The organism is Vibrio sp. 070316B (assembly GCF_013114115.1).
Lineage (GTDB): Bacteria > Pseudomonadota > Gammaproteobacteria > Enterobacterales > Vibrionaceae > Vibrio > Vibrio chagasii_B.
The window spans coordinates 18,754-38,499 of the sequence record NZ_VTYC01000045.1 but is presented as its reverse complement, the minus strand read 5'-3'; the positions used below and the strand labels follow the sequence as shown (position 1 = coordinate 38,499).

Annotated in this window: 33 protein-coding genes; all 33 read left to right on the top strand. The window is 42.2% G+C overall.

The genetic code is table 11. The features are described 5' to 3' along the window. Positions 1-151: 151 nt before the first annotated feature. Positions 152-517, top strand: coding sequence for a GFA family protein (locus F0251_RS22915; protein ID WP_171731890.1), 366 nt, complete (start codon positions 152-154; stop codon positions 515-517). 91 nt (positions 518-608) lie between these two features. After that, complete coding sequence (locus F0251_RS22910; protein WP_004741060.1) at positions 609-1,106, top strand: GNAT family N-acetyltransferase; 498 nt, start codon at positions 609-611, stop codon at positions 1,104-1,106. A 193-nt stretch (positions 1,107-1,299) separates the two neighbouring features. Then, on the top strand, positions 1,300-1,722 hold the full coding sequence (locus tag F0251_RS22905) for a VOC family protein (RefSeq protein ID WP_102425725.1): 423 nt from the start codon (positions 1,300-1,302) through the stop codon (positions 1,720-1,722). A 192-nt stretch (positions 1,723-1,914) separates the two neighbouring features. Then, positions 1,915-2,760, top strand: coding sequence for an MBL fold metallo-hydrolase (locus tag F0251_RS22900; RefSeq protein ID WP_137408500.1), 846 nt, complete (start codon positions 1,915-1,917; stop codon positions 2,758-2,760). 47 nt (positions 2,761-2,807) lie between these two features. Further along, entirely contained in the window at positions 2,808-3,407 is a 600-nt protein-coding gene (locus F0251_RS22895; protein WP_102425783.1) for a glutathione S-transferase family protein, read from the top strand. Between the two features lie 70 nt (positions 3,408-3,477). Then, positions 3,478-3,816 (top strand): GFA family protein, encoded by a 339-nt coding sequence (locus F0251_RS22890; protein WP_102349925.1) that lies wholly within the window; start codon positions 3,478-3,480, stop codon positions 3,814-3,816. A gap of 30 nt (positions 3,817-3,846) precedes the next feature. Continuing rightward, complete coding sequence (locus F0251_RS22885; RefSeq protein ID WP_171731889.1) at positions 3,847-4,329, top strand: ATP-binding protein; 483 nt, start codon at positions 3,847-3,849, stop codon at positions 4,327-4,329. A 142-nt stretch (positions 4,330-4,471) separates the two neighbouring features. Continuing rightward, the gene (locus F0251_RS22880) at positions 4,472-5,227 is read left to right on the top strand and encodes an isocitrate lyase/phosphoenolpyruvate mutase family protein (protein WP_102413587.1); all 756 of its coding nucleotides are present in this window, start codon (positions 4,472-4,474) and stop codon (positions 5,225-5,227) included. Between the two features lie 192 nt (positions 5,228-5,419). Beyond that, the gene (locus F0251_RS22875) at positions 5,420-5,932 is read left to right on the top strand and encodes a DinB family protein (RefSeq protein ID WP_008217703.1); all 513 of its coding nucleotides are present in this window, start codon (positions 5,420-5,422) and stop codon (positions 5,930-5,932) included. A gap of 28 nt (positions 5,933-5,960) precedes the next feature. Further along, a complete protein-coding gene (locus F0251_RS22870; RefSeq protein ID WP_171731892.1) occupies positions 5,961-6,419 on the top strand; it encodes a GNAT family N-acetyltransferase in 459 nt (152 codons plus the stop codon). 82 nt (positions 6,420-6,501) lie between these two features. Continuing rightward, positions 6,502-7,350 (top strand): NAD(P)-dependent oxidoreductase, encoded by an 849-nt coding sequence (locus F0251_RS22865; RefSeq protein WP_171731888.1) that lies wholly within the window; start codon positions 6,502-6,504, stop codon positions 7,348-7,350. Between the two features lie 115 nt (positions 7,351-7,465). After that, on the top strand, positions 7,466-7,915 hold the full coding sequence (locus tag F0251_RS22860) for a DUF3291 domain-containing protein (RefSeq protein ID WP_132942140.1): 450 nt from the start codon (positions 7,466-7,468) through the stop codon (positions 7,913-7,915). Between the two features lie 350 nt (positions 7,916-8,265). Further along, the gene (locus F0251_RS22855) at positions 8,266-8,751 is read left to right on the top strand and encodes a GNAT family N-acetyltransferase (RefSeq protein ID WP_061031389.1); all 486 of its coding nucleotides are present in this window, start codon (positions 8,266-8,268) and stop codon (positions 8,749-8,751) included. A gap of 50 nt (positions 8,752-8,801) precedes the next feature. Next, entirely contained in the window at positions 8,802-9,203 is a 402-nt protein-coding gene (locus F0251_RS22850) for an HIT family protein (RefSeq protein WP_171731887.1), read from the top strand. A gap of 47 nt (positions 9,204-9,250) precedes the next feature. Then, positions 9,251-9,859 carry a pyridoxamine 5'-phosphate oxidase family protein gene (locus tag F0251_RS22845; protein ID WP_105057843.1) on the top strand — a complete coding sequence of 203 codons (609 nt, stop codon included), beginning with the start codon at positions 9,251-9,253 and terminating at the stop codon, positions 9,857-9,859. Between the two features lie 5 nt (positions 9,860-9,864). Next, positions 9,865-10,296, top strand: coding sequence for an NUDIX domain-containing protein (locus F0251_RS22840; protein ID WP_171731886.1), 432 nt, complete (start codon positions 9,865-9,867; stop codon positions 10,294-10,296). Between the two features lie 102 nt (positions 10,297-10,398). Beyond that, on the top strand, positions 10,399-11,121 hold the full coding sequence (locus tag F0251_RS22835) for a riboflavin synthase subunit alpha (RefSeq protein ID WP_171731885.1): 723 nt from the start codon (positions 10,399-10,401) through the stop codon (positions 11,119-11,121). A 36-nt stretch (positions 11,122-11,157) separates the two neighbouring features. Then, positions 11,158-11,694, top strand: coding sequence for a GNAT family N-acetyltransferase (locus F0251_RS22830; protein ID WP_171731884.1), 537 nt, complete (start codon positions 11,158-11,160; stop codon positions 11,692-11,694). A gap of 44 nt (positions 11,695-11,738) precedes the next feature. After that, positions 11,739-12,368, top strand: coding sequence for an HAD family phosphatase (locus tag F0251_RS22825; RefSeq protein WP_171731891.1), 630 nt, complete (start codon positions 11,739-11,741; stop codon positions 12,366-12,368). Between the two features lie 186 nt (positions 12,369-12,554). Next, positions 12,555-12,971 (top strand): GNAT family N-acetyltransferase, encoded by a 417-nt coding sequence (locus tag F0251_RS22820; protein WP_171731883.1) that lies wholly within the window; start codon positions 12,555-12,557, stop codon positions 12,969-12,971. 45 nt (positions 12,972-13,016) lie between these two features. Continuing rightward, positions 13,017-13,451: a GNAT family N-acetyltransferase gene (locus F0251_RS22815; protein ID WP_102425903.1), complete on the top strand. Its 435-nt coding sequence runs from the start codon at positions 13,017-13,019 to the stop codon at positions 13,449-13,451. Positions 13,452-13,514: 63 nt separating this feature from the next. Next, the gene (locus F0251_RS22810) at positions 13,515-13,850 is read left to right on the top strand and encodes a 5-carboxymethyl-2-hydroxymuconate Delta-isomerase (RefSeq protein WP_116870514.1); all 336 of its coding nucleotides are present in this window, start codon (positions 13,515-13,517) and stop codon (positions 13,848-13,850) included. 71 nt (positions 13,851-13,921) lie between these two features. Continuing rightward, positions 13,922-14,278: a hypothetical protein gene (locus F0251_RS22805; RefSeq protein ID WP_116870515.1), complete on the top strand. Its 357-nt coding sequence runs from the start codon at positions 13,922-13,924 to the stop codon at positions 14,276-14,278. A gap of 122 nt (positions 14,279-14,400) precedes the next feature. After that, positions 14,401-14,940, top strand: a complete 540-nt coding sequence (locus F0251_RS22800) for a GNAT family N-acetyltransferase (RefSeq protein WP_171731882.1) — start codon at positions 14,401-14,403, stop codon at positions 14,938-14,940. 27 nt (positions 14,941-14,967) lie between these two features. Further along, positions 14,968-15,360 carry a VOC family protein gene (locus F0251_RS22795; protein ID WP_171731881.1) on the top strand — a complete coding sequence of 131 codons (393 nt, stop codon included), beginning with the start codon at positions 14,968-14,970 and terminating at the stop codon, positions 15,358-15,360. 10 nt (positions 15,361-15,370) lie between these two features. Next, entirely contained in the window at positions 15,371-15,844 is a 474-nt protein-coding gene (locus F0251_RS22790) for a GNAT family N-acetyltransferase (protein ID WP_171731880.1), read from the top strand. 29 nt (positions 15,845-15,873) lie between these two features. After that, positions 15,874-16,218, top strand: coding sequence for a VOC family protein (locus F0251_RS22785; RefSeq protein WP_105057105.1), 345 nt, complete (start codon positions 15,874-15,876; stop codon positions 16,216-16,218). A gap of 199 nt (positions 16,219-16,417) precedes the next feature. Then, the gene (locus F0251_RS22780; protein ID WP_105057106.1) at positions 16,418-16,966 is read left to right on the top strand and encodes a hypothetical protein; all 549 of its coding nucleotides are present in this window, start codon (positions 16,418-16,420) and stop codon (positions 16,964-16,966) included. Between the two features lie 131 nt (positions 16,967-17,097). After that, positions 17,098-17,514: a VOC family protein gene (locus tag F0251_RS22775; RefSeq protein WP_061031374.1), complete on the top strand. Its 417-nt coding sequence runs from the start codon at positions 17,098-17,100 to the stop codon at positions 17,512-17,514. Positions 17,515-17,556: 42 nt separating this feature from the next. Further along, the gene (locus tag F0251_RS22770; RefSeq protein ID WP_171731879.1) at positions 17,557-17,964 is read left to right on the top strand and encodes a GNAT family N-acetyltransferase; all 408 of its coding nucleotides are present in this window, start codon (positions 17,557-17,559) and stop codon (positions 17,962-17,964) included. 61 nt (positions 17,965-18,025) lie between these two features. Continuing rightward, entirely contained in the window at positions 18,026-18,607 is a 582-nt protein-coding gene (locus tag F0251_RS22765; RefSeq protein WP_105057108.1) for an HD domain-containing protein, read from the top strand. Between the two features lie 168 nt (positions 18,608-18,775). Further along, positions 18,776-19,189: a GNAT family N-acetyltransferase gene (locus F0251_RS22760; protein WP_061031371.1), complete on the top strand. Its 414-nt coding sequence runs from the start codon at positions 18,776-18,778 to the stop codon at positions 19,187-19,189. 67 nt (positions 19,190-19,256) lie between these two features. Continuing rightward, positions 19,257-19,649, top strand: a complete 393-nt coding sequence (locus F0251_RS22755) for a hypothetical protein (protein WP_116870521.1) — start codon at positions 19,257-19,259, stop codon at positions 19,647-19,649. Positions 19,650-19,746: the final 97 nt, after the last annotated feature.

Sequence of the window (19,746 nt, the reverse complement as noted above, 5' to 3'; positions counted from 1 at the left end):
ATTCAGGAGCATGTTTAATTCGTGTTTTCTTAGTTGTCATTGTTCACCTCGTTAGTGATTGTACTCACTTAACTCAGTGTCCAAAACTTCTGGTGCGGATCATACGAAAGTGTTTGGGTGACTCAGTTAAACGCTAGTAATGAGGTATTAAATGGTTTTAGGAAGTTGTCTCTGTAATGCTGTACAGTTTAAAGTCACTGGTGACTTTAAGCGTATCGTCAATTGTCACTGTAATTTATGTCGAAAAATGAATGGAGCTGCATTTTCAACTTACGTTGCAGTACTGCAGACAGACTTTGAGCTGGTTACTGGTGATTTATCGTTTTGTGATGTGACGGAGAATGCGCGAAAACACTTTTGCGGTGAATGTGGCACACCGATATTCAATTCAAATCCAAAATACGCAGGGTTAAATATTCTACATCTCGGCTGCCTAGACTTAGATTTGTTAGGTGAGCTAAAACCAGATGTAAATATCTACAATGAGTCGAAAGTCAGTTGGTTAGAAAACATTTAAGGTTTGCCCACTTTCGACAAGGCAATAGGTTGACGCTAAAGCCCGTTCATTAGCATAGTTGAACTTGTTTATTTCATAGGTAGGCCCTTCAATGGAAGTACAATTAATTGAGATTAAAGAACAAGAACGGAAAGTGCTTGAGAACTTGTTCTCTTATTACATATACGATATGACCGAGTATATGAAGTGGAGCCCTAACAATGAGGGCAAATTCAGCTACGACTCTTCCCAGTTTGACGTGTACTGGGAGCGAGAAGATCATATTCCCTATTTCATCTATGTGGATGCCGAGCTCGCAGGGTTTGTATTGGTTCGCCGTTATCCTAGTGATTTATCGAGCTATGATATTGAACAGTTTTTTGTACTCAGAAAATTTAAAGGGCAAGGTGTTGGCAAGGAAGCCTTAGCACAGGTCGTTTCTGTATTTACAGGCAAATGGCAAATTCGAGTGTTGTTAGAAAACTCTGCGGCTCTATATTTCTGGAAGTCTGCTGTTTCTCGCATTGTTGGGGACAAATTTAGAGTGACGAAAGCCAATGATGTCGACCTTTTGATGTTCTTCATACACTTTGAAAGCAACGGTTATTGATTAGCGAAAAGTAGTTTCCGAGCTTCGTTGACATGGCTTCAAGTGAGCTAAGAATTGATAAGACAGTAGTAGCAATTCTCACTCAGTCGCTTAGCATCGTATTACTGAGTAAGTTTGCTTGACCTCAAGTTAAGTTGAAGTAACAGAATGTTTTCGATTGTTATTCGTATCACTAACTAGAGGATTATTTAGCATGACTCAGATAGAGCATTTAAACATTACTGTTCCAGATATTGATGAAACCCTGATGTTTCTTAGTATTGTCGCCCCTGACTTTAAAATACGTAAAGATGTGGACCTCCCTGGCCGCCATCGTTGGGTTCATGTTGGAAATGAGCAAAGCTATTTCGCTCTTCAAGAGCCTCACTTAGACTCGCTCGCACCAAGAGCTATGCAAGAAACGTATAAGAACCATGGGGTCAACCATATTGGTTTAGTTGTACAAAATCTACAAACAATAGAAACTAAACTTGTCGAACAAGGCTATCGTCGAGGTATATATGCTCCAAGAGAAACGCATCGAAAGCGAGCATACTTTTACGATAAAGCGGGTTTTGAGTGGGAGCTCACAGAGTTTTTATCTGACATACATGATGAAATGTACTTATACGAGTGATCGTAGAAATATGTGTGACTAGCAATAAAAAGTTTACACTCGATGGCTATTACGCAATGGCTTTGTCATAAGTGGTTTTCTTGCCTATGTAGTACTCAAGGCTGCAACGGAGCCAAGGCCACAAGGAAATTAGCACCAAAGTTGCATTGATGTTTGCGCTCTGAAGAGTGGGCAAAAAATATAAGAGAAACGATGAAAATAACGACGTTAGTTGATAATAATCGCTTAGACAGTAGGCCTGATTTAGCTGTTGAACGCGGGTTGTCACTGCATATCAAAACTGAGTCGCTAAGCATGTTATTCGATATGGGAGGTGGCGGTACTTTTTGTCAAAATGCGCCTTTACTCGACGTAGAGATCAAAGACGTAGACCTAGCCGTTATATCACATAGACACCACGACCATTGTAATGGCGCCATCGATTTTGTTCGCCATAATTCTAATGCCAATGTGTTTTTGAAACACAGTGATGAGCGTAGCTACTACTTCCGTGCTTATGGTTTTAAAAATAATGTCGGTATTAATCCGGATTTACTGAAAAATAGTAGTGGTCGTTTGAAATTCGTGAATAAGACGACCGAGATTGCGCGTAACGTATTTATCATTACTGATATCAGCGATAAATACGAAAAGCCAAAAGGGAATCAGTACCTTTACACAAAATCTCAGGACAAATGGAAGCAGGACTCATTCGATCATGAGCTTTTGTTAGTAATCAAAGAGGAAGACGGCATCGTTATTTTTACTGGCTGTGCGCATAGTGGTGTCCTAAATATGGTCGATACCGCGGTTACTCATTTTCCAGAAGAACGAATTAAAGCCGTTGTCGGGGGCTTTCATTTAGTGGGGTTACCCTTATTTGATAGCATTGGTGGGACTACGAAAAACATCAAAGACCTTGGACTTGCGTTATCAGAGTATCCAATTGATAAGCTCTACACGGGGCATTGCACCGGAAAAAAAGCATATAAGTTGTTAAAAGAAGTATTGGGAGAACGCCTGGAGGCGATTCCAACAGGTAGCTGTATCATTGTGTAGTTACTCTCAAACTGGTTCCAATCAAATGTCATTTTGAAGGAGTGGGGATGGCAATTTTGTTATATAGCGCAAAGGGCTCGAATAGCTCTGAACGGGTAGAGTGGGCGCTCAATTTCAAGCGCATAGCTTACGATAGAATTGAAGTTAGCTCTAATGAACTAACGACAACATACCTCGATATAAATCCGTTTGGTTATGTTCCGGCACTTTCGGTTGATGGTTTAATTTACTCTGAATCGATGGCAATCATTGAGTACCTTGAAGAACGCTTTCCTAATCCGAGTTTGTTTGGAAAAAACCTAGATGAAAAAACTCACATTCGTCGAGTTTGTGAATACGTGAATAGCAGCATCCATTCTCCTCAAAATAGAACAGTATTACGATTTCTACGCCCGCAGTTATGTGAGCAGTCAAAGCGCGAACTGCGTGGAGACTGGATTATGCAATGTCTAGAAAAGTTAAGTACGTCGATTTGCCTTAAATCAGGGTTCGCTGTGGGGGTGGATTTTAGCGCAGCGGATATCTTTGTAGCTTCAATTTATAAAAAGGCGTTACAACACGGTTGTGAAAGAGATAATTTCTATGACGGGCATTTGAAGTACCTCCTTGAAAATGAGAGTGTTAAGCTTTCAGAGCCACAAGGCTGATAAGCCTTTAGCGAATGATTCAAAAGGTCCAACGCTTAGACGCATGTTGAGTTTCTTCAAGAGGAAAGAAATGGAGTTAAAGTGTCACTGCGGTAATGTTAGCTTGGTGTTGGACTCACTCCCTGAGGAGGTTGGTGAGTGCAATTGTTCGATTTGTCGTCGTTATGCCGCAGCTTGGGCGTACTTCTCTCCAGACCAAGTTCAAATCAGTATGAAGGAAGATACGGATTTTTACTGTTGGGGAGACAAAGAAGTAGAGTTTCACCGTTGTAACTCATGTGGGTGCCTGACGCACTATGTAACAACGGAGAAATGCTCCGAGGATATTTTGGCAGTAAATATGAGAATGGCCGATATTGAAATGCTTTCGAGTATTCCTGTTCGTAAGATTAATGGTGCGTCCTACTAATCATCCAACAACAAAAACTGACGAGAAATTATGGCTAAAATCTATTTCGTATGTGGTTTCATTGGTTCCGGTAAAACGACTTATTCCAAGCAGCTTGCAGACAAACATAGCGCTTTTTGTTTCTCGATTGATGAGTGGATGATTCCTCTATATGGCGAGCATATGGAGCGCGATGTCTTCGATAAACGGCTTGCTACTCTACAAGACTTATTTAAAGAATCTGCGCTTCAGCTATTTTCTCTTGATGTCCCTGTTATTTTCGATTTTGGCTTTTGGAAGAAAGCGCACCGCGATGCTTTTATAACATGGGCATCGACTGTCGGTGTTGAAAGTGAAGTTCATTATCTCGATGTATCGTTCGAGACATGTAAGCTGAGGGCATTGAAGCGCAACGCAGATCTGAACGGAAAGTCGTATGAAATGACTCCTGATATGCTAGCGTTGTTCTGGTCTTGGTTTGAAATACCAACCTCAAATGAAAATGTGGTTTGGGTAAAGCCCCCCTCCGAGTAGATATTCGATAGCCTTATTGTTTGTTCGGTACATAAAGAGTCTGGGGTATAAATTTACTATTCACTTCCGAAACTGGCGAGTTCTTTGTTATGCCTGTTGCTAGCCTATGTCTGAAACCAAAACACTTTAAGGAGTATCAGACATGTTTAAGACAATGCATACCGCATCAAAACCACTCGTTATTTGTAATGTTTGGGATGTAGCAAGCGCCTTAATTGCAGAGCAAACCGGCTTTTTAGCGATTGGGACATCGAGTGCAGCGATTGCACGCAGTCACGGGCTTGATGATGGTGAAAATATCGAATTTGAAGAGATACTATCGGCGGTAAAAGCTATTGCACAGGCAACAGATCTACCTCTGAGCGTGGATATTGAATCAGGTTACGGAGATACACCGCAGGCAATCTATGAAAATATTACTGAGTTGGTGAATGTTGGCGTGGTCGGAATCAATATAGAAGATAGCGTAGTCGTTAATCGTGAGAGGCGACTTTGTGATTGGATGATGTTCTCGCAAACGTTGAGAAAAGTTAAAAGTATGCTCAACAAAGCCAACCTAGAAGTGTTCATTAATGTCCGCATTGACACATTTTTAATGGATGTAAAAGAGCCTCTAGTGGAGAGCATCAAAAGAATCCAAGCCTATCAGCAAGCAGGTGCTGATGGAGTTTTTCTTCCATGTATCAAAGGAACCGATGATATTAAAGCCGTTGTAGATAGCACATTGCTGCCCATAAATGTCATGTGTGTTCCTGAATTACCAAATTTTAAAGAGTTAGAGGCTCTTGGCGTGAAGCGCATCAGTATGGGTAATTTCTTGTACGAAGCGATGCTTTCCTCATTGCAAAAGAACCTGATAACCATAAAACGTGAGCAATCATTTAGAACATTATTTTGATACCGCAACCCTAAATAGGGTGCAAGCGATCGGAACTTTAAGCTACAGCACTTGTTTTCAAACCAAGTGTGACCCCGTTCCCGTGCGCGGATAAGAGTTGGGACTTTAAAACTCCACAGTTGATTTGCTTGATTTCAAAGGTTATGGAATTCTTAATGCACGGGAGTCAATCAAACCAAAAAGGACAAATAAATGCAGTTTGCTAAAGCATTTGAATACAAAAAATGGGCAAATAGTCAGCTACTCGACTTTGGAGAGAGACAATTTTCAAAACTGCCGGAAAATGATGGCATATTTTTCTTAAGAATTCTGAATCATACGACTGTAGTGGATAGTCTTTTTACAAGTCGAATCCTAGGAGAACCGGAAAAATACACTGCTGATAATACGGTTGAAACGCCTTCCTTTTCAGAGCTACGTGAGCGAATGGCTCATAACGATACTCGGTTAGTGCAGTATGCAATGTCAGCCTCAAAAGATGAGTTAGAGAAAGTCATTCAGTTTAACTTCATAGATGGTGATATAGGGACAATGTCTGTTGAAGAAGTCCTTCTCCACTTGCTCACACACGGTAATAACCACAGAGGCATGGCTTCTAGAGTGTTAGCTGAAAACAATTTAGAACGCCCAAAGGACACATTTACCCGTTACCTTCATCTCGCGGAGCCGACACGCAGAGGTAGCGCGGTGTTGAAAGAAAAATAGCAGTAAGTGAATTTGGGAATTCAATATGATGACTTTAAGAACTGCAGACACGCATGAGTTAGATGATATTTATCTTATGGGCTTTGATGTATGGGGAGGTTCCGCATCTGTCGATGAGTATCTAGCTTGTTGTAATAAAAGTGATAAGTATCAGAAGGGAACTTGGTATGTGCTTATTGAACATCAAAAAATCTTATCTTCCTTGATTGTTTATCAGGGAATGTTTGGTCTTGAAGATGGTAGCTGCGGGCTTGGTTCCGTTGCTACACCTCCAGAGCTAAGAGGCAAAGGCTATGCTTCAAAGTTAATTAACATGATAAAGAATGAGTTACTCCAGAATCAAAATAATACGGTGTTGTTCTTACATAGTGATATCGACAAAACGTTTTATAGGCGGTTAGGGTTTACAGTGACTGAAGGTTCTGACTGCATGTACATTACGAGTGATGGTAGGGCATTTAAAGGGACCCTGCCTAGATACTTCTAATCGCAGATGTCATGTAAGCTTTTTCGTAAAATAAATTACCAGTGTTAGAAGCCTAAGGCTTGGCACTTAATTGAGGGAACGAATGAGAGTTTTGATATCAGGCACCAGTGGTTATATTGGTCGCCACGTTCATAAAGTGTTCGTAGAAAGTGGCTTGGAGGTCTTTCGGTACTGTAGGGACAATGGTGTTGTTCCTTGCTCGGTTCATTCTAAAAACGTATCGACAGGGTATGAAAATTACTTTGATGTGATTATCAACTGCGCGCGTCCTCATTGGGCAGAGTATTCAGCAAGTGAAATTGTCGATATTGAATCCAGGCTAATCAAGCTGCTTGATAATTTTGCAAGTGAAAATGCAATAAAGATTCACACCTCGGGAGTTTGGTTATTTGGCCGTGCATCTCACCAAGATCTTAAAGAGTTTAGACTTAACCCCCTCACAGCCGTTGAGTTAGACGTAAGAACAATCGAACATGCGATGAGTTCAAACTGGAATATTGTGTACTGCCCAAGCTTGGTGTATGGCGGTGACAATTGCCAATTAAAGCGAATTGTCGAGTCTCTTACTGAACAAACGGTTCAAGTTGCTGTTCCGTCGACAGGGAACAATCAATACGTGCACGTTTATGATGTCGCCAAATTTTATTTACTTTTGGTCTTAAAGCCAACTTCGGAAACGCAGCACTTTATTGCAGAAACTAAGGGGTATAGCCCAGAACAGTTTGCTCAACTCTTATTTGAATCAAACGTTATTGAAACAGTCGACAAATGTTCTTGGAGTGAATTTGCGAGACTGAAGGGCCGTGATGCAGCAGATATAGAACGATTAAATCTCACTCTTCCAGTTAGCCCTTTATTCGAATCGACAGAACTTATTAGCGACTACATAACAAGTTTGTGTACCAAAATTAATTGTAGAACGATCAGGTAGTTGCCGTGTTACAGTGTGAAGCATCAGTGACAAGTTAAGGTTAGCGAATCGCCTTAGCTATTGCTCAAGGAAGCGTTCTTTATTTCCATCATAATCCATTCAAGGAAGAAGCATTGTGAAACTCGCTCAATTAAATATAGCACTCGCGAAATACCCTTTAGACGCACCAGAGATTAAAGACTTCGTCGATAATTTGGAATTAGTAAATGGCATTGCCGAAAGTAGTGAAGGGTTTGTGTGGCGCCTTAAAGATGAATCTGGCGATGCTACCAACATAAAAGCGTTTGATGATCCGAACATGATCGTCAATATGTCTGTCTGGGAATCGGTCGACGCGTTAAAGAACTTCATGTTTCGTACTCATCACCGCGACTTTATGCGAAGAAAGGGCGAATGGTTTCATCGCTTAGCGGAGGACACGTATGTGCTTTGGTGGGTTAAGGATGATCACATCCCAACTCTTAATGAAGCGATTGAACGTTTGGAGCACCTTAGAGAAGTGGGAGACTCTCCTTACGCATTTACCTTCAAAACAAACTTCACTGAGGAAGAGGCTCCAAGATAATCTGCTGTCGGAGCTTGTTAGTCCTCGGCTTACCTCAATAACTGGCTTATAAAAACGTTTTATTAATAGTAGCTCTTTGTTAATAATGTGTATCACTACGCACTTCCGCATCTATCCGGATTGGTGGCATATTTGCTATGGTAGTCAGTACGTTACGGAAATATATTAGCCAGTTAGCGAAGGTGTGTAACTTCTTTAACCACCCAGTTTTGACCTCGTGCTGCTGTTATCTCCTTTCATAACATACTAATTATTAACAGGGCGCCTCCGATAAATAAGTACCACATCAATGTGTCAACTTGGCGGTAGTAGAATCCGTTTTGCCATAAATTTGGTTCAGGAGGAAATTCATGATCAGTGAAATGTCTAAATCTGACTTTGAGTCATTTTGGCCTACTTTCTTGGCTGTGATTCAAGCACAAGAAACCTACGCATTTGATCCGGAAATGACGATGGAACAAGCCTTTTCGGTTTGGTGTGAACAGCCATCAAAAACTTATGTCTATACCGAGAATGACGTTGTTTTAGGCTCGTACTACATAAAGCCTAATGCAATGGGTCCAAGCGGTCATATTTGCAACTGTGGTTACATGGTTTCCGAAGAGGCCAGGGGGCAGGGAATCGCGCGGTCTTTGTGCGAACACTCTCAACAAGTTGCGATTGAATTAGGCTTTGAGGCGATGCAATTCAACAGCGTCGTGTCGACGAACAAAACGGCAATCAAGCTTTGGGAAAGGCTTGGCTTTAGTATTATCGGATCGATTCCTAAGGCCTATAAGCATCCGCAATTAGGGGCCGTGAGCAGCTATATCATGTACAAATCACTTAAAAAGTAATATAGCTCGACTTCTGGTCCCTTAAGAAAGTTAACGTTAAAACTGAATTCATGAGGCTTAAAGTGACGATAGTCGAAAAAATTGTTAGTCGTGAAATAGAAGCCGTCATCGTTTATGAATCCGATGACGTGATTGCTTTTGCTGACCACAATCCTATTAATTTTGGGCATATTTTGATTTGTCCGACACATCCGTACGCCAACTATATCGATCTACCAGAAGGTGTTCTTACTGAAATTCATTCTGTCGCTAGGCAGGTGTATAGACGTATTGAAGAGGCGTTTAAACCTGATGGTATTTCATTCTTGCAAAATAACGGTGAGTTTAATGAGTTGTCTCATTACCACCTGCATATCTTTCCAAGATTTGAGGGCGATCAGTTCGGTTGGCAGAGTAGTGAACTCGGTATCCAAAGTATGGAGAAACTGCGCGAGTCATTAAAATACTTGTAATTTATAGTAAAAACTAGATGCACAAAAGTGCACGAAAAGGCTTAACAATGAGTGAAATAAAAACATTAGAACAATTAAATGAGCTTTATGCCGAGCCGAGTAAAAGGGCTAAAAATAAAGTACTTCCAGCACTGGATGCCCATGCGATTACTTTGATCAATCATTGCCATTTCGCGGTGTTGGGGACGACAGACTCGCACGGATTTGGCGATTTGTCTCCAAAAGGCGGCGAGCCCGGTTTTATTAAGGTTGTCGATGAGTCTACGGTCCTAATACCTGATAGTTCGGGAAACAATCGAATTGATGGTTTAAAAAACATCATCAACAACCCTGAAGTTGGATTACTGCTGATGGTTAATGGGATTGATGAAGTGGTACGTCTTAAAGGTAAAGCGAGCATCCATACCGATCCAAATTTGCTTGCCGCTTGTCCTGACGGGAAGAAAGCCCCAAAAGTCGTGATTAAAATCGCTGTAGAGTCTATGTACTTTCATTGTGCCAAGGCGGTCATGAGAGGCAAGCTTTGGTCTGATACGTTTAAAGTTGAGCGTTCCATTCTGCCTTCACTGGCACAGATCATGAAAGATCAACAGAGTTTAGAAGGCCCTGCGATCAATCAAGACGATATGGTCAAATATTACCAATCGACACTGTGATACTCATGAAGAATGTAGTTCAAATTATCTTTGTGTCGGGCTCTAAGTTTCTGCTCGGCTTTCGTCAAAACACAGATGCGTTCGACCAATACTGGGGATTTCCTTCCGGAAGAATAGAGCAAGGGGAGTTGCCTAGAACCGCAGCAGAGCGAGAAGCGCGAGAAGAGGTTGCGGTTGACGTTGGGAACTTAACATTGTTCGCGATTGTCTCTGACCCGGAGCTACCCATTTGTCACTATTTCTACCTATGCCATGAATGGGCTGGCGACATACAGAATGCTGAGCCCCATTTATGCCAAGAGTTACGCTGGTTTGACCGTGATGAGCTACCCGAAAATTGCACACCGATAACTTACTTAATCAATCAGCAATTGAACGACACCGCGCTTACAAAAAACATAAAGCCTGAGATTAACCACCCCAAGCTATGTGCGTAAGCCGTTTTGTGTCGAGTAACAGACTTTTCATTTAGGCTAGTGGCGTTGGGTATTAGTCAAACGTCACGTTGTGCCAACACTAAACACAATAACAGGGAAGATATGTTTACAGGTATTGTACAAACCGTTGCTAACATTGCTGAAGTCAGCGATAACAACGGAATAAGAACGTTTGTCATAGAGTTTCCAACAGGCTTTTGCGACGACTTGGAAATTGGTGCCAGTATCGCAATTGATGGCGTGTGTTTAACCGTCACTGAGTTGCTGTCAGATGTTCGGGTAAAGTTTGACGTCATGCTGCAAAGCCTATTAATTACGACGCTAAGCAATTATGAAGTTGGTCAATCAGTGAATGCTGAGAGGGCGGCCAGAGACGGTGCTGAAATTGGCGGTCACCCACTTTCTGGTCACGTTGATTTTAATGTCGCGATTATCCAAATATCCGAAATTGAAGATAACTACTGCGTGCGCTTAGCTCTTCCTGATGAGTGGAAAAGATATGTATTCCCAAAAGGTTATATTGCAATCAATGGGGCAAGCTTAACCGTTTCTGACGTTAATAAAGTCGAAGGGTGGTTTGAGGTTTGGTTGATCCCAGAAACCCGTCGAATGACCGTCTTTTCATCGAAATCAGTAGGTAATTTCGTCAATATCGAAATCGAGCGTGGTACTCAAGTTGTTGTCGACACGGTGCGTGATACTTTAAATGAAAATCTAGGTCCATTATTACCTTTATTTGAGAAGTTACTGTCAGAGCAAGGTATCGATTTAGATGCATTGGGTTATAAGCCTAATACATTGGGTTGCGAAAACGAACCAAAGTAATGCGGATTGGTACGCCAAAAAAGATGAGCACTTGAAATGTTAGAAACGACACGAACTCAGATTGAAGCAATGGGTAAGCAACACGCGGCATCGCTCTTACAATATCATCTAGAAAATCGCTGCCATTTAGCTCCTTGGTCTCCCATGCGCGACGAGCAATTCTATACCTTGGAGTATTGGGAAGACTTTTGTCATGCCAGTGAAGCGTTATTCGAGAGCGGGAAAGAAATTAAATTTGTCGCAATCGACAAAGAAACGAGAAAAGTTGTCGGTGTTTGCAGTTACACCGCCATTGCTCGAGGGGTTTTTCAAGCATGCTTTTTGGGCTATCACATGGCACAAAAATATGAAGGTAAAGGTTTTATGACTGAAATTCTTGAGGTCACACTTCGATACATGTTTGACGTTGTCGGTCTCAATAGAGTTATGGCGACCTATATGCCACGTAATAAAGCGAGTGAAAAGGTTTTGTTTAAGCTTGGTTTTGAAAAAGAAGGCTACGCGAGGAAATACCTGAAAATCGCAGGGAAATGGGAAGATCATATTCTTACCTCGAGGATTAGCGACAACTAGAAAGTACAATGATGAGCAAATGACACAAGGAGAGTAAATTGAAAATGTATGAAGTGTACCTATTTGATATGGACGGTACATTGGTTAATTCAGAACCTCTAAAAGGCAAAGCTCTAGCATTAGCATGTCAAGATTATGGTGCAGCGGTAGACCACAATATTTACAAAGAGGTGATGGGAGAAAGTTGGCAGGTGGTGACAAACCACTTTTTCAAGCATGCTGATATCGCTCCAAGTTTGGCAGAGTTTAATCTAGCTTTTCGTTCACACTATGAGCAAATGCTAAGTGAGCAACTTGAATTGAATGATGGTGCTAAGGCTTATCTCAACAGCTTGAAACTTGCTGGCAAAAAATGCGGTGTGGTGAGCTCTGCGGCAACTTGGATGGTTGAAAATATCTTAACCTCGTTAAAGCTTGAAGATACCTTTGACCTAGTTATCACACAGGAAGATGTGACTAAGCATAAGCCAGATCCCGAAGCATACAATCTTGCTTTATCTGGGCTTAACGCTTCACCAGAACAGACTATCGTGTTTGAAGATTCAGCTGCAGGTATTCAAGCAGGTAAAGCAAGTGGTTGTGATGTTGTTGCAATCCAGCATGAGTTTAATGGAAAGAATGACTTAAGTGACACCATAAAAGTCATCAATACATATGAAGAAATCTCTCTTTAAGCATCTAGCGACCATATGGACTGTAACCCTAACCTGTGCCATCACCTTTTTATCGTCAGGTACCCATCCCCCAAAATACGCAATAGATCGCCAAAAAAATTTGAAGACTGGCTTGTTGGCCCGGCAGAAGTTTCAATAATGAACGAGTTATTTTATATAACTCGACAGACTAGGAGTACTTAGCAAATGGAATACACATTAGATACCGACCCATCAGATAGTGACATAAACGAAGTTCGCACTGGTCTAATCAAACACAATACGCCATTTCTTGAAGGCATACCTAAATCTCAAGTGGGTTATTACGCCATGGAAGAGGGTGTTAAGGTTGGTGGTGTTATTGCGGATCTTTGGGGAAACTGGCTATTGATCAAGTTTCTTTGGGTCGATGACTCAATGAGAGGCAAGCAGGTCGGCAGCCAGTTACTGCAACACCTAGAAGAGTACGCACAGTCTCAAGGCTGTACTTCATCACTGGTCGACACGTTAAGTTTTCAGGCCAAACCTTTTTATGAGAAGCATGGCTACCAATGCCAAATGGTGCTTGAGAATTATCCTCTAGACTCATCATTAGCGTTTCTCACCAAGTCGCTAACAGAGTAATCATATAGGGCAAGGATGAACACAAACAGACACAAGGAAAGTGAAGTGATTAATATTCGAGAGATGTGCATCGCCGATTATGATTCTGTGATTAACTTATGGTGCGAAACCGAAGGTATGAGCATTCGCGATGCAGATTCAAAACAGAGCATTGCAACTTATCTCGAGCGTAACCCCGGCTTGAGCTTCGTTGCAGAGTCTAAACAAGGCGTGGTTGGTGCGGTGTTAGTAGGGACGGATGGCCGTCGTGGATATTTGCAGCACCTAGCGGTCAGTACTGAATTTAGAGGACAAAATCTAGGTTGCCAACTAGTAACTGAAGCGGTTAACGCATTGGCTGGGGTAGGTGTCCCCAAGACACATTTATTCGTGTATAACGATAATATTAACGCTCAAAAATTCTATGAAAAGTTAGGCTGGTTTCCACGTGATGAAGTGCGGATGTACTCGTTTAATAGCTCGGGTAACAGTAACGCCTAACGGTTCTATTTTGTCAGTAAAAGCAGCACATAACTAAAACTAGGTTAACCTAAGGAGCAAGATTTGCCTCATTGTATTATCGAGCACTCGTCGACAATTAATGCCGAGCAACTGAACAGTAAAGTGTTTTTAGGAGCACTGAACTCAGAGTTATTCGAAGCAGACGGGCGAGATATCAAAGTTCGAAGTATCGCTTATGAGAACTACCAAACGGGTACAGAAAGAGAAGATTTTATCCATGTGACTGTGCGTATATTGTCTGGCCGAAGTGACACCGACAAAGTAATGCTATCTGAAACAGTGATGACGCAATTGCTGTCTTTGTCCCTCAGCAGAGCATCGATCACCGTTGAGGTGGTTGATATGGACAGAAATAGTTACGGAAAGGTCGTTGTCTAACAGGCTGGAAGTCGCATTTTATACGCTGATCTTTGTTCTTTCACTCCAACTCGCTACAGGAATATTGGGAAATGTTGTTTATCCATAAATCTCAACCTTTGGTTCATGGCTCAGCTCTATGCTCTGAGCTGGCCGATTTTTTAGCTGACAATAAGAGTAAAATTGAGGACAAACTGGTTCCAGACCTGTCGTACATCGATGATATGGCACATGTGGTCAACGGAATCAAAATCAAAAGTGTGCAACATGTGAATCATAACCAGTATCGTCTTGAATATGCGTTCGACTGGGAACTATTCCTTGGGTGTTCAGATAGAAATGAAACGGGCGTTGAGAATGGGCGTGTTCTGTTTATCTTGGAAGACGATAATAATCTTAATTTCGATTTTCCAGATATGAGCTCTCGGGATACCAGAGACGAGTTTTAACTCATACGTGAGGTATCGTTTTTATTAATGTTGATTCTTTAGTTTTGGCATTAACGAAATTCAATGAGTAAGGCGATAAAACATTTCAGCCATTTTGAGGCGAAGTTGGAATAGGAGTAATAATGAAAATAGTAGAAGCAAAACACTCTGACTTAGAAAGTTTGTTCGTGTATCTGGATACACAGTTGTCAGAAATCGCATTAGAAGAAACACCGCTATTCCAGCCAGTCTCAAAGTCAGATTGTAAAATGTCGGAAGCACATAAGGCTCGCTTTTCTGATGGGTTTAAATTTGAGTTTGGTGCGAACGGCTGGCGAAAAATTTGGTTAGCTAAAGATTCGAATGGTGCTATTTGTGGCCATATCGACTTGCGCCATCATAATGGCAATTACTGCTCTCACCGTGTGTTACTTGGTATGGGTGTCGACAGCAGCGTGAGAAAGCAAGGCTTAGGCTCGAAACTAATGAATGTAGCGATTCAATATTGCCGAGAGAGCGAAGCGATTGATTGGCTGGACCTTAATGTACTGTCAAACAACCTTCCTGCTAAAAATCTTTATTTGAGAACGGGGTTTACGGTTGTCGGCGAAATGGAAGACTACTATCGAATTGATGGTCAGTCGGTGTCTGAGCTAACAATGACGCTGCAGACTCAAGGGTGATAGACCCAAATCAATCAGGAGGCAAACTTGACCAGACCACTAGCAATTCTCATTCATGTTCCAAACATCGAGCAGGGACTCAGCTGGTATCAAGCCGCCTTTCCTGAGTCTGTCGCCACCTATCATCCGTCTTCTGACTTTACGACTCTAGATATCAATGGTTTTTCTATTGAGATTGTACAAGCGGATGAGAAAGTTGGCTCTGGCAAAAAGGGAACAGTGCTTTATTGGTCTACAGAGGATTTTGATAAGTCACTTTTGCATTTTCAGTTAACTGGGGCTCAGTTATACAGAGGTCCAATGGAAATTGAGGGCGGACTAACGATGTGCCAAGTCGAGGACCCTTTTGGAAATCTGATTGGTTTACGCCGCATTCGTAAAAATATCGCTTGTAATGAGACACGACTAGATAGCGAATAAAGGAATAACAATGATCACTATCGAAAGACTTAATGATGCTGATATTGAGCAAGTTAACGAAATTCAGCTCGCAGATGAGCAGGTTAAATTCGCAGGAACAGCAACGGACTTTTTGTCAGACGGCAGCGAGACCACGCATCTACACATTATCAAAGATGGCAGTGAGGTGGTGGGCTTCTTTAAGCTTGATGTTGCTTACCCCGCTGGCTACAAATTTTGTCCTGAAGGTAGTATTGGCTTAAGGGCGTTTGCTCTTGATAAAAACCAACAAGGAAAGTGGCTAGGTACTGGCGCGGTGAAAGCGCTATTTCCTTATCTAGCAGCCAACTACGAAGGATATGACTGGATTTACTTAACGGTTAATTGTAAAAATCCCGCAGCTTATAACTGCTATGTTAAAGGTGGCTTTGAAGATACTAATGAACAGTACCTAGGCGGCGCTGCCGGTCCACAGTTCATTATGCGTGGAGCCATCAGCGCTTAACTTAAATCTGTTTATCAAAAGGCAAGGCCATGAAAGTTCAATATCTTGAAATTGTTACCCCTGAAGTAGATTCGGTTTGTGCAACTTACGCGCAGATCTACGATGTGAAGTTCAGTGATGCCGATGTGAACTTAGGTGGCGCTCGTACCGCTAAGCTCTCAAATGGTGGAGTGATTGGTGTGAGGGGACCACTCCGTGAAACTGAGGAGCCAGTCGTTCGCCATTACACGCTGGTAAAAGACATTGAAGCCGCAGTAAACGCGGCTGAAAAGTTGGGTGCTGAAGTTGCCGTTCCACCAATGGAGTTACCACGTCACGGAATGTGTGCCATTGTTATTCAAAGTGATGTTGAACTCGGTTTTTGGCAGCTGTAGCTGGTCGTTTGACCAAAGGTATAGAATATAAAATGGCATTTGTTCTAAGGAGGGAACATGTCAATTACATCCGACATCCTTAACAAGGTATCGGGCGGCTTTTTGGCGACATGTGGGGTGTTACTCGCAACAAGGTCATGAGGTTATGTTCTAGAGTAGTGCGGTCTTAACTGCGGGAAAAGAAAGGAGCTCAACCAATATGAAGACTCGTTTTAAAACGGCAACTTTCTTGTTGGCTTCACTCGCTCTATTTGCTTGTAAAGACAAAGCCGATATCTACGCTAATCCACCAGCTAACCTTGTTAAGCAGATCGACGCGTATTATCCGCTTTCGATAAAGTATGTGAAAAAGCATGAGCAAATCGCTTTGTCTCAAGGTGTCCCTTTACGCCCCCAACAGCTAAAAATTGCTCGCGACATCGGTATCCAACATCCAGAAAAAATACGCGTTCTTTATGTCGATCAAATGCCATTACCTGAAAATGAGTCGCTACGTTTTCAGATGCAAAGGTTGGGTTTAGATTCTCCTTATTTTACGGGAACGGCTTTCGGATATGGTATTTGGATTGCGAATAGGGCCAAAGGAGATAAGTTGTTGTTTGCTCATGAGTTGATCCATGTAAAACAGGCGGAAGATCTTGGGATAGAGGCGTTTACTAAGGAGTATTTATTGCAGTTAGCGGTGTTTGGTTACGGTGAGGCTCCAATCGAGTTAGAAGCTTATAACAAGGCGCCCAATTACTTGTAATTCAGAACAATATGGTTTGTTTTAAGCTGCGCACCAGGAAGCTTTTTCTCTATTTTAAGGAATCTATTCTAGAGTATGAACTAAAGGCATGGCATGATTTTGGTCTTGCTTAACCCATAACAAGGTACGTTATGAAACAAAATATTGTCCATATTGCACTTGTCGTAAAAGACTACGATGAAGCCCTAGACTTCTACGTGAACAAACTCAAGTTTGAGCTTATCGAAGATACCTACTTACCAGAAGAAGATAAGCGTTGGGTTGTTGTTGCTCCACCTAATTCACACGGTGTGAGCTTATTATTAGCGAGAGCCTCCAAGCCCGAGCAATTGGATTTTATCGGCAACCAAGCTGGTGGCCGTGTGTTCCTCTTCTTAAATACCGATGATTTTTGGCGTGACTATGAACGCATGATGTCTCTGGGAATCAAATTCGTTCGAGAGCCGAAAGAGCAAGCCTACGGAACAGTGGCGGTATTCGAAGACCTTTATGGAAACCTATGGGATCTTCTGCAATTAAACCCAGACCACCCAATGGCAAATCGATAAACCTGAATCTTACAAGCCAACACCAAATAGCACCGGAGCAACATGGACATAACCAAAATTTCAGCGGATAACGTGCTCCCCATTCGTCACCAAGTACTCTGGCCAAACAAACCAATGTCGTTTTGTGCGGTAGAAGGCGATGAGCATGCCTCGCATTATGGTGCTTATATTGATAACCAATTAGTTTGTGTTGCGTCTGTTTACGTTCAAGGGAAGCAAGCCAGGCTACGTAAGTTCGCTACATTGCCAGAATACCAAGGGCAGGGTGTTGGCTCTAAGGTGATCGCGCACATCATCAAAGATCTACAAGCGGATAAAGTGAGTTATTTTTGGTGTGATGCTCGCACAACCGCTTTGGGTTTCTATCAAAGGTTTGAGATGCAGGTTGAAGGCGTTGAATTCCAAAAATCGGGAGTCTCTTTCTACAAGATGTCAGTTCAGTGGGGGTAAAGACTTTCACCGTAACCCTGTGCATCACTTAAAACATCAATTCAAGTTAAGGAAGCGTATCGTGGAAGAAATCAAAGGCATTTTGCAATTCATGGCTGAAGTGGAAAAGTTGAAGGATGTTCATAGACAAACGAAGCCAGTTGGTCTGGATCGCTATGAAAACTCCGCTGAGCATAGCTGGCATGTCTGTTTGAGTGCTCTGATGTTGAAAGACTACGCGAATGAAGAGATCGATATAACCCGAGTGATGAAGATGCTGCTGATACACGATCTCGGTGAAATCGATGCGGGTGACACGATCATCTACGCCAGTGAAACGGAAGAAAACAAACTTAAAGAGAGAAACTGTGTCGAGCGTTTGCTTGAGTCATTGCCGAGCCATCTAAGATCCGAATATTTGGAGTTATGGCTAGAGTTTGAAGCGGGTGAGTCACCGGAAGCGCGATTCGGTAAAGCGATTGATAGAGTGCCACCTTTACTTCATAACATCCATGGCGGCGGCCATAGCTGGAAGAAGCACAATATATCTAAAGATAAGGTACTGACATTTAACGGTGAACGCATTTCTAAAGGCAGCAAGGCACTGTGGAGTGAACTAGAAGTTCAACTTGAAGCGGCCGCCGATCAAGGGTTATTGAAGTAAATTTACATCCAGCTTGCCAAGGGTGATGGAAAAGGGATGACATCATCCCCACCTTTTAGGCGCTGATATGCCCTTTAGATTGTGACATTCTCATCAAAATATCGAGGTACTGTTTATTTATACAGTTGCCGTGTGTATTCTCACAGCTCATTAAAAGGAGTAGTAAGAATGGCGTTCAATTACGAAGAAAAAGTCCCAAATCCAGCCGAGTTTTGTGAGATGCGAGTGAAAGCAAAATTATCACCGAAGTCACTGAAGGCAGCCACAATCGCTTTACCAAATAGTTTATACGGCATTTCTATTCGAGATGGTGACCAACTCATTGCGATGGGGCGTGTTGTTGGCGATGGCGCGTGTAATTTTGAAGTGGTTGATGTCGCAGTCGATCCAACCTATCAAGGGCAGGGTTTAGGTAGAAAAGTGATGGAATACATCGACAATTACCTATCGTCTGTGGCATTGGAAGGATCGTATGTTTCCATGATTGCTGATGAACCGGTGTTTTATGAGAAACTCGGTTATAAGCTTGTATCTCCTGCTAGCCAAGGCATGACAAAGAAGTTTCCACCCAAGCGTATGTAATAAAAACTTGTGGCTCTACCATGACGTTATGCAAAGAGCCTCAAGTTTAAAAGGAACACATAAATTAATGAAAAATAGAATCTTGGCGTTATCGCTGCTTGGTCTATCAAGCAGTGTATTCGCTGACAGTGAATTACCAAGCAGTAGTTATGAAATGACCGTTGCAGTGGAAGAGCAATCCCTAAAGCACGACTTTCCATCTGTTAAGTTTGATTACCTTGGCCAGACGCTTACCACGAGCGTTGATGAGTGTTCGTATACTGGAACGCTCTCTGAAGATGACGACAACACGATTCTTCTATCGGCGACGATGTCATGCACTTATGAAAGTGGATCAAGCTACAGTGAGATGCCAGACTTCGTGCTCAAGCATGAGGGTGGTGAAGCGAGTATGAGCTTTGGTGATGGCGATACTGATATGTGGACATACTCCGTCACAGTTAAGAAGCTCGATTTATAATTAATCTTCATTAGCAAGTTGACACGTTAGCCATGGCACTCTCGTCGCCTCTTGCTGCGTAACTACATGCCATGAGACGTCGATCAATATAATAAGT

Coding starts and splice junctions, on each gene's coding strand:
- F0251_RS22865 (WP_171731888.1), top strand. CDS start 6,502: ATGAGAGTTTTGATATCAGGCACCAGTGGTTATATTGGTCGCCACGTT.
- F0251_RS22770 (WP_171731879.1), top strand. CDS start 17,557: ATGGACATAACCAAAATTTCAGCGGATAACGTGCTCCCCATTCGTCAC.
- F0251_RS22915 (WP_171731890.1), top strand. CDS start 152: ATGGTTTTAGGAAGTTGTCTCTGTAATGCTGTACAGTTTAAAGTCACT.
- F0251_RS22775 (WP_061031374.1), top strand. CDS start 17,098: ATGAAACAAAATATTGTCCATATTGCACTTGTCGTAAAAGACTACGAT.
- F0251_RS22910 (WP_004741060.1), top strand. CDS start 609: ATGGAAGTACAATTAATTGAGATTAAAGAACAAGAACGGAAAGTGCTT.
- F0251_RS22760 (WP_061031371.1), top strand. CDS start 18,776: ATGGCGTTCAATTACGAAGAAAAAGTCCCAAATCCAGCCGAGTTTTGT.
- F0251_RS22805 (WP_116870515.1), top strand. CDS start 13,922: ATGTTGTTTATCCATAAATCTCAACCTTTGGTTCATGGCTCAGCTCTA.
- F0251_RS22830 (WP_171731884.1), top strand. CDS start 11,158: ATGTTAGAAACGACACGAACTCAGATTGAAGCAATGGGTAAGCAACAC.
- F0251_RS22790 (WP_171731880.1), top strand. CDS start 15,371: ATGATCACTATCGAAAGACTTAATGATGCTGATATTGAGCAAGTTAAC.
- F0251_RS22820 (WP_171731883.1), top strand. CDS start 12,555: ATGGAATACACATTAGATACCGACCCATCAGATAGTGACATAAACGAA.
- F0251_RS22755 (WP_116870521.1), top strand. CDS start 19,257: ATGAAAAATAGAATCTTGGCGTTATCGCTGCTTGGTCTATCAAGCAGT.
- F0251_RS22885 (WP_171731889.1), top strand. CDS start 3,847: ATGGCTAAAATCTATTTCGTATGTGGTTTCATTGGTTCCGGTAAAACG.
- F0251_RS22785 (WP_105057105.1), top strand. CDS start 15,874: ATGAAAGTTCAATATCTTGAAATTGTTACCCCTGAAGTAGATTCGGTT.
- F0251_RS22835 (WP_171731885.1), top strand. CDS start 10,399: ATGTTTACAGGTATTGTACAAACCGTTGCTAACATTGCTGAAGTCAGC.
- F0251_RS22880 (WP_102413587.1), top strand. CDS start 4,472: ATGTTTAAGACAATGCATACCGCATCAAAACCACTCGTTATTTGTAAT.
- F0251_RS22780 (WP_105057106.1), top strand. CDS start 16,418: ATGAAGACTCGTTTTAAAACGGCAACTTTCTTGTTGGCTTCACTCGCT.
- F0251_RS22800 (WP_171731882.1), top strand. CDS start 14,401: ATGAAAATAGTAGAAGCAAAACACTCTGACTTAGAAAGTTTGTTCGTG.
- F0251_RS22855 (WP_061031389.1), top strand. CDS start 8,266: ATGATCAGTGAAATGTCTAAATCTGACTTTGAGTCATTTTGGCCTACT.
- F0251_RS22870 (WP_171731892.1), top strand. CDS start 5,961: ATGACTTTAAGAACTGCAGACACGCATGAGTTAGATGATATTTATCTT.
- F0251_RS22840 (WP_171731886.1), top strand. CDS start 9,865: ATGAAGAATGTAGTTCAAATTATCTTTGTGTCGGGCTCTAAGTTTCTG.
- F0251_RS22890 (WP_102349925.1), top strand. CDS start 3,478: ATGGAGTTAAAGTGTCACTGCGGTAATGTTAGCTTGGTGTTGGACTCA.
- F0251_RS22875 (WP_008217703.1), top strand. CDS start 5,420: ATGCAGTTTGCTAAAGCATTTGAATACAAAAAATGGGCAAATAGTCAG.
- F0251_RS22900 (WP_137408500.1), top strand. CDS start 1,915: ATGAAAATAACGACGTTAGTTGATAATAATCGCTTAGACAGTAGGCCT.
- F0251_RS22905 (WP_102425725.1), top strand. CDS start 1,300: ATGACTCAGATAGAGCATTTAAACATTACTGTTCCAGATATTGATGAA.
- F0251_RS22850 (WP_171731887.1), top strand. CDS start 8,802: ATGAGGCTTAAAGTGACGATAGTCGAAAAAATTGTTAGTCGTGAAATA.
- F0251_RS22845 (WP_105057843.1), top strand. CDS start 9,251: ATGAGTGAAATAAAAACATTAGAACAATTAAATGAGCTTTATGCCGAG.
- F0251_RS22825 (WP_171731891.1), top strand. CDS start 11,739: ATGTATGAAGTGTACCTATTTGATATGGACGGTACATTGGTTAATTCA.
- F0251_RS22895 (WP_102425783.1), top strand. CDS start 2,808: ATGGCAATTTTGTTATATAGCGCAAAGGGCTCGAATAGCTCTGAACGG.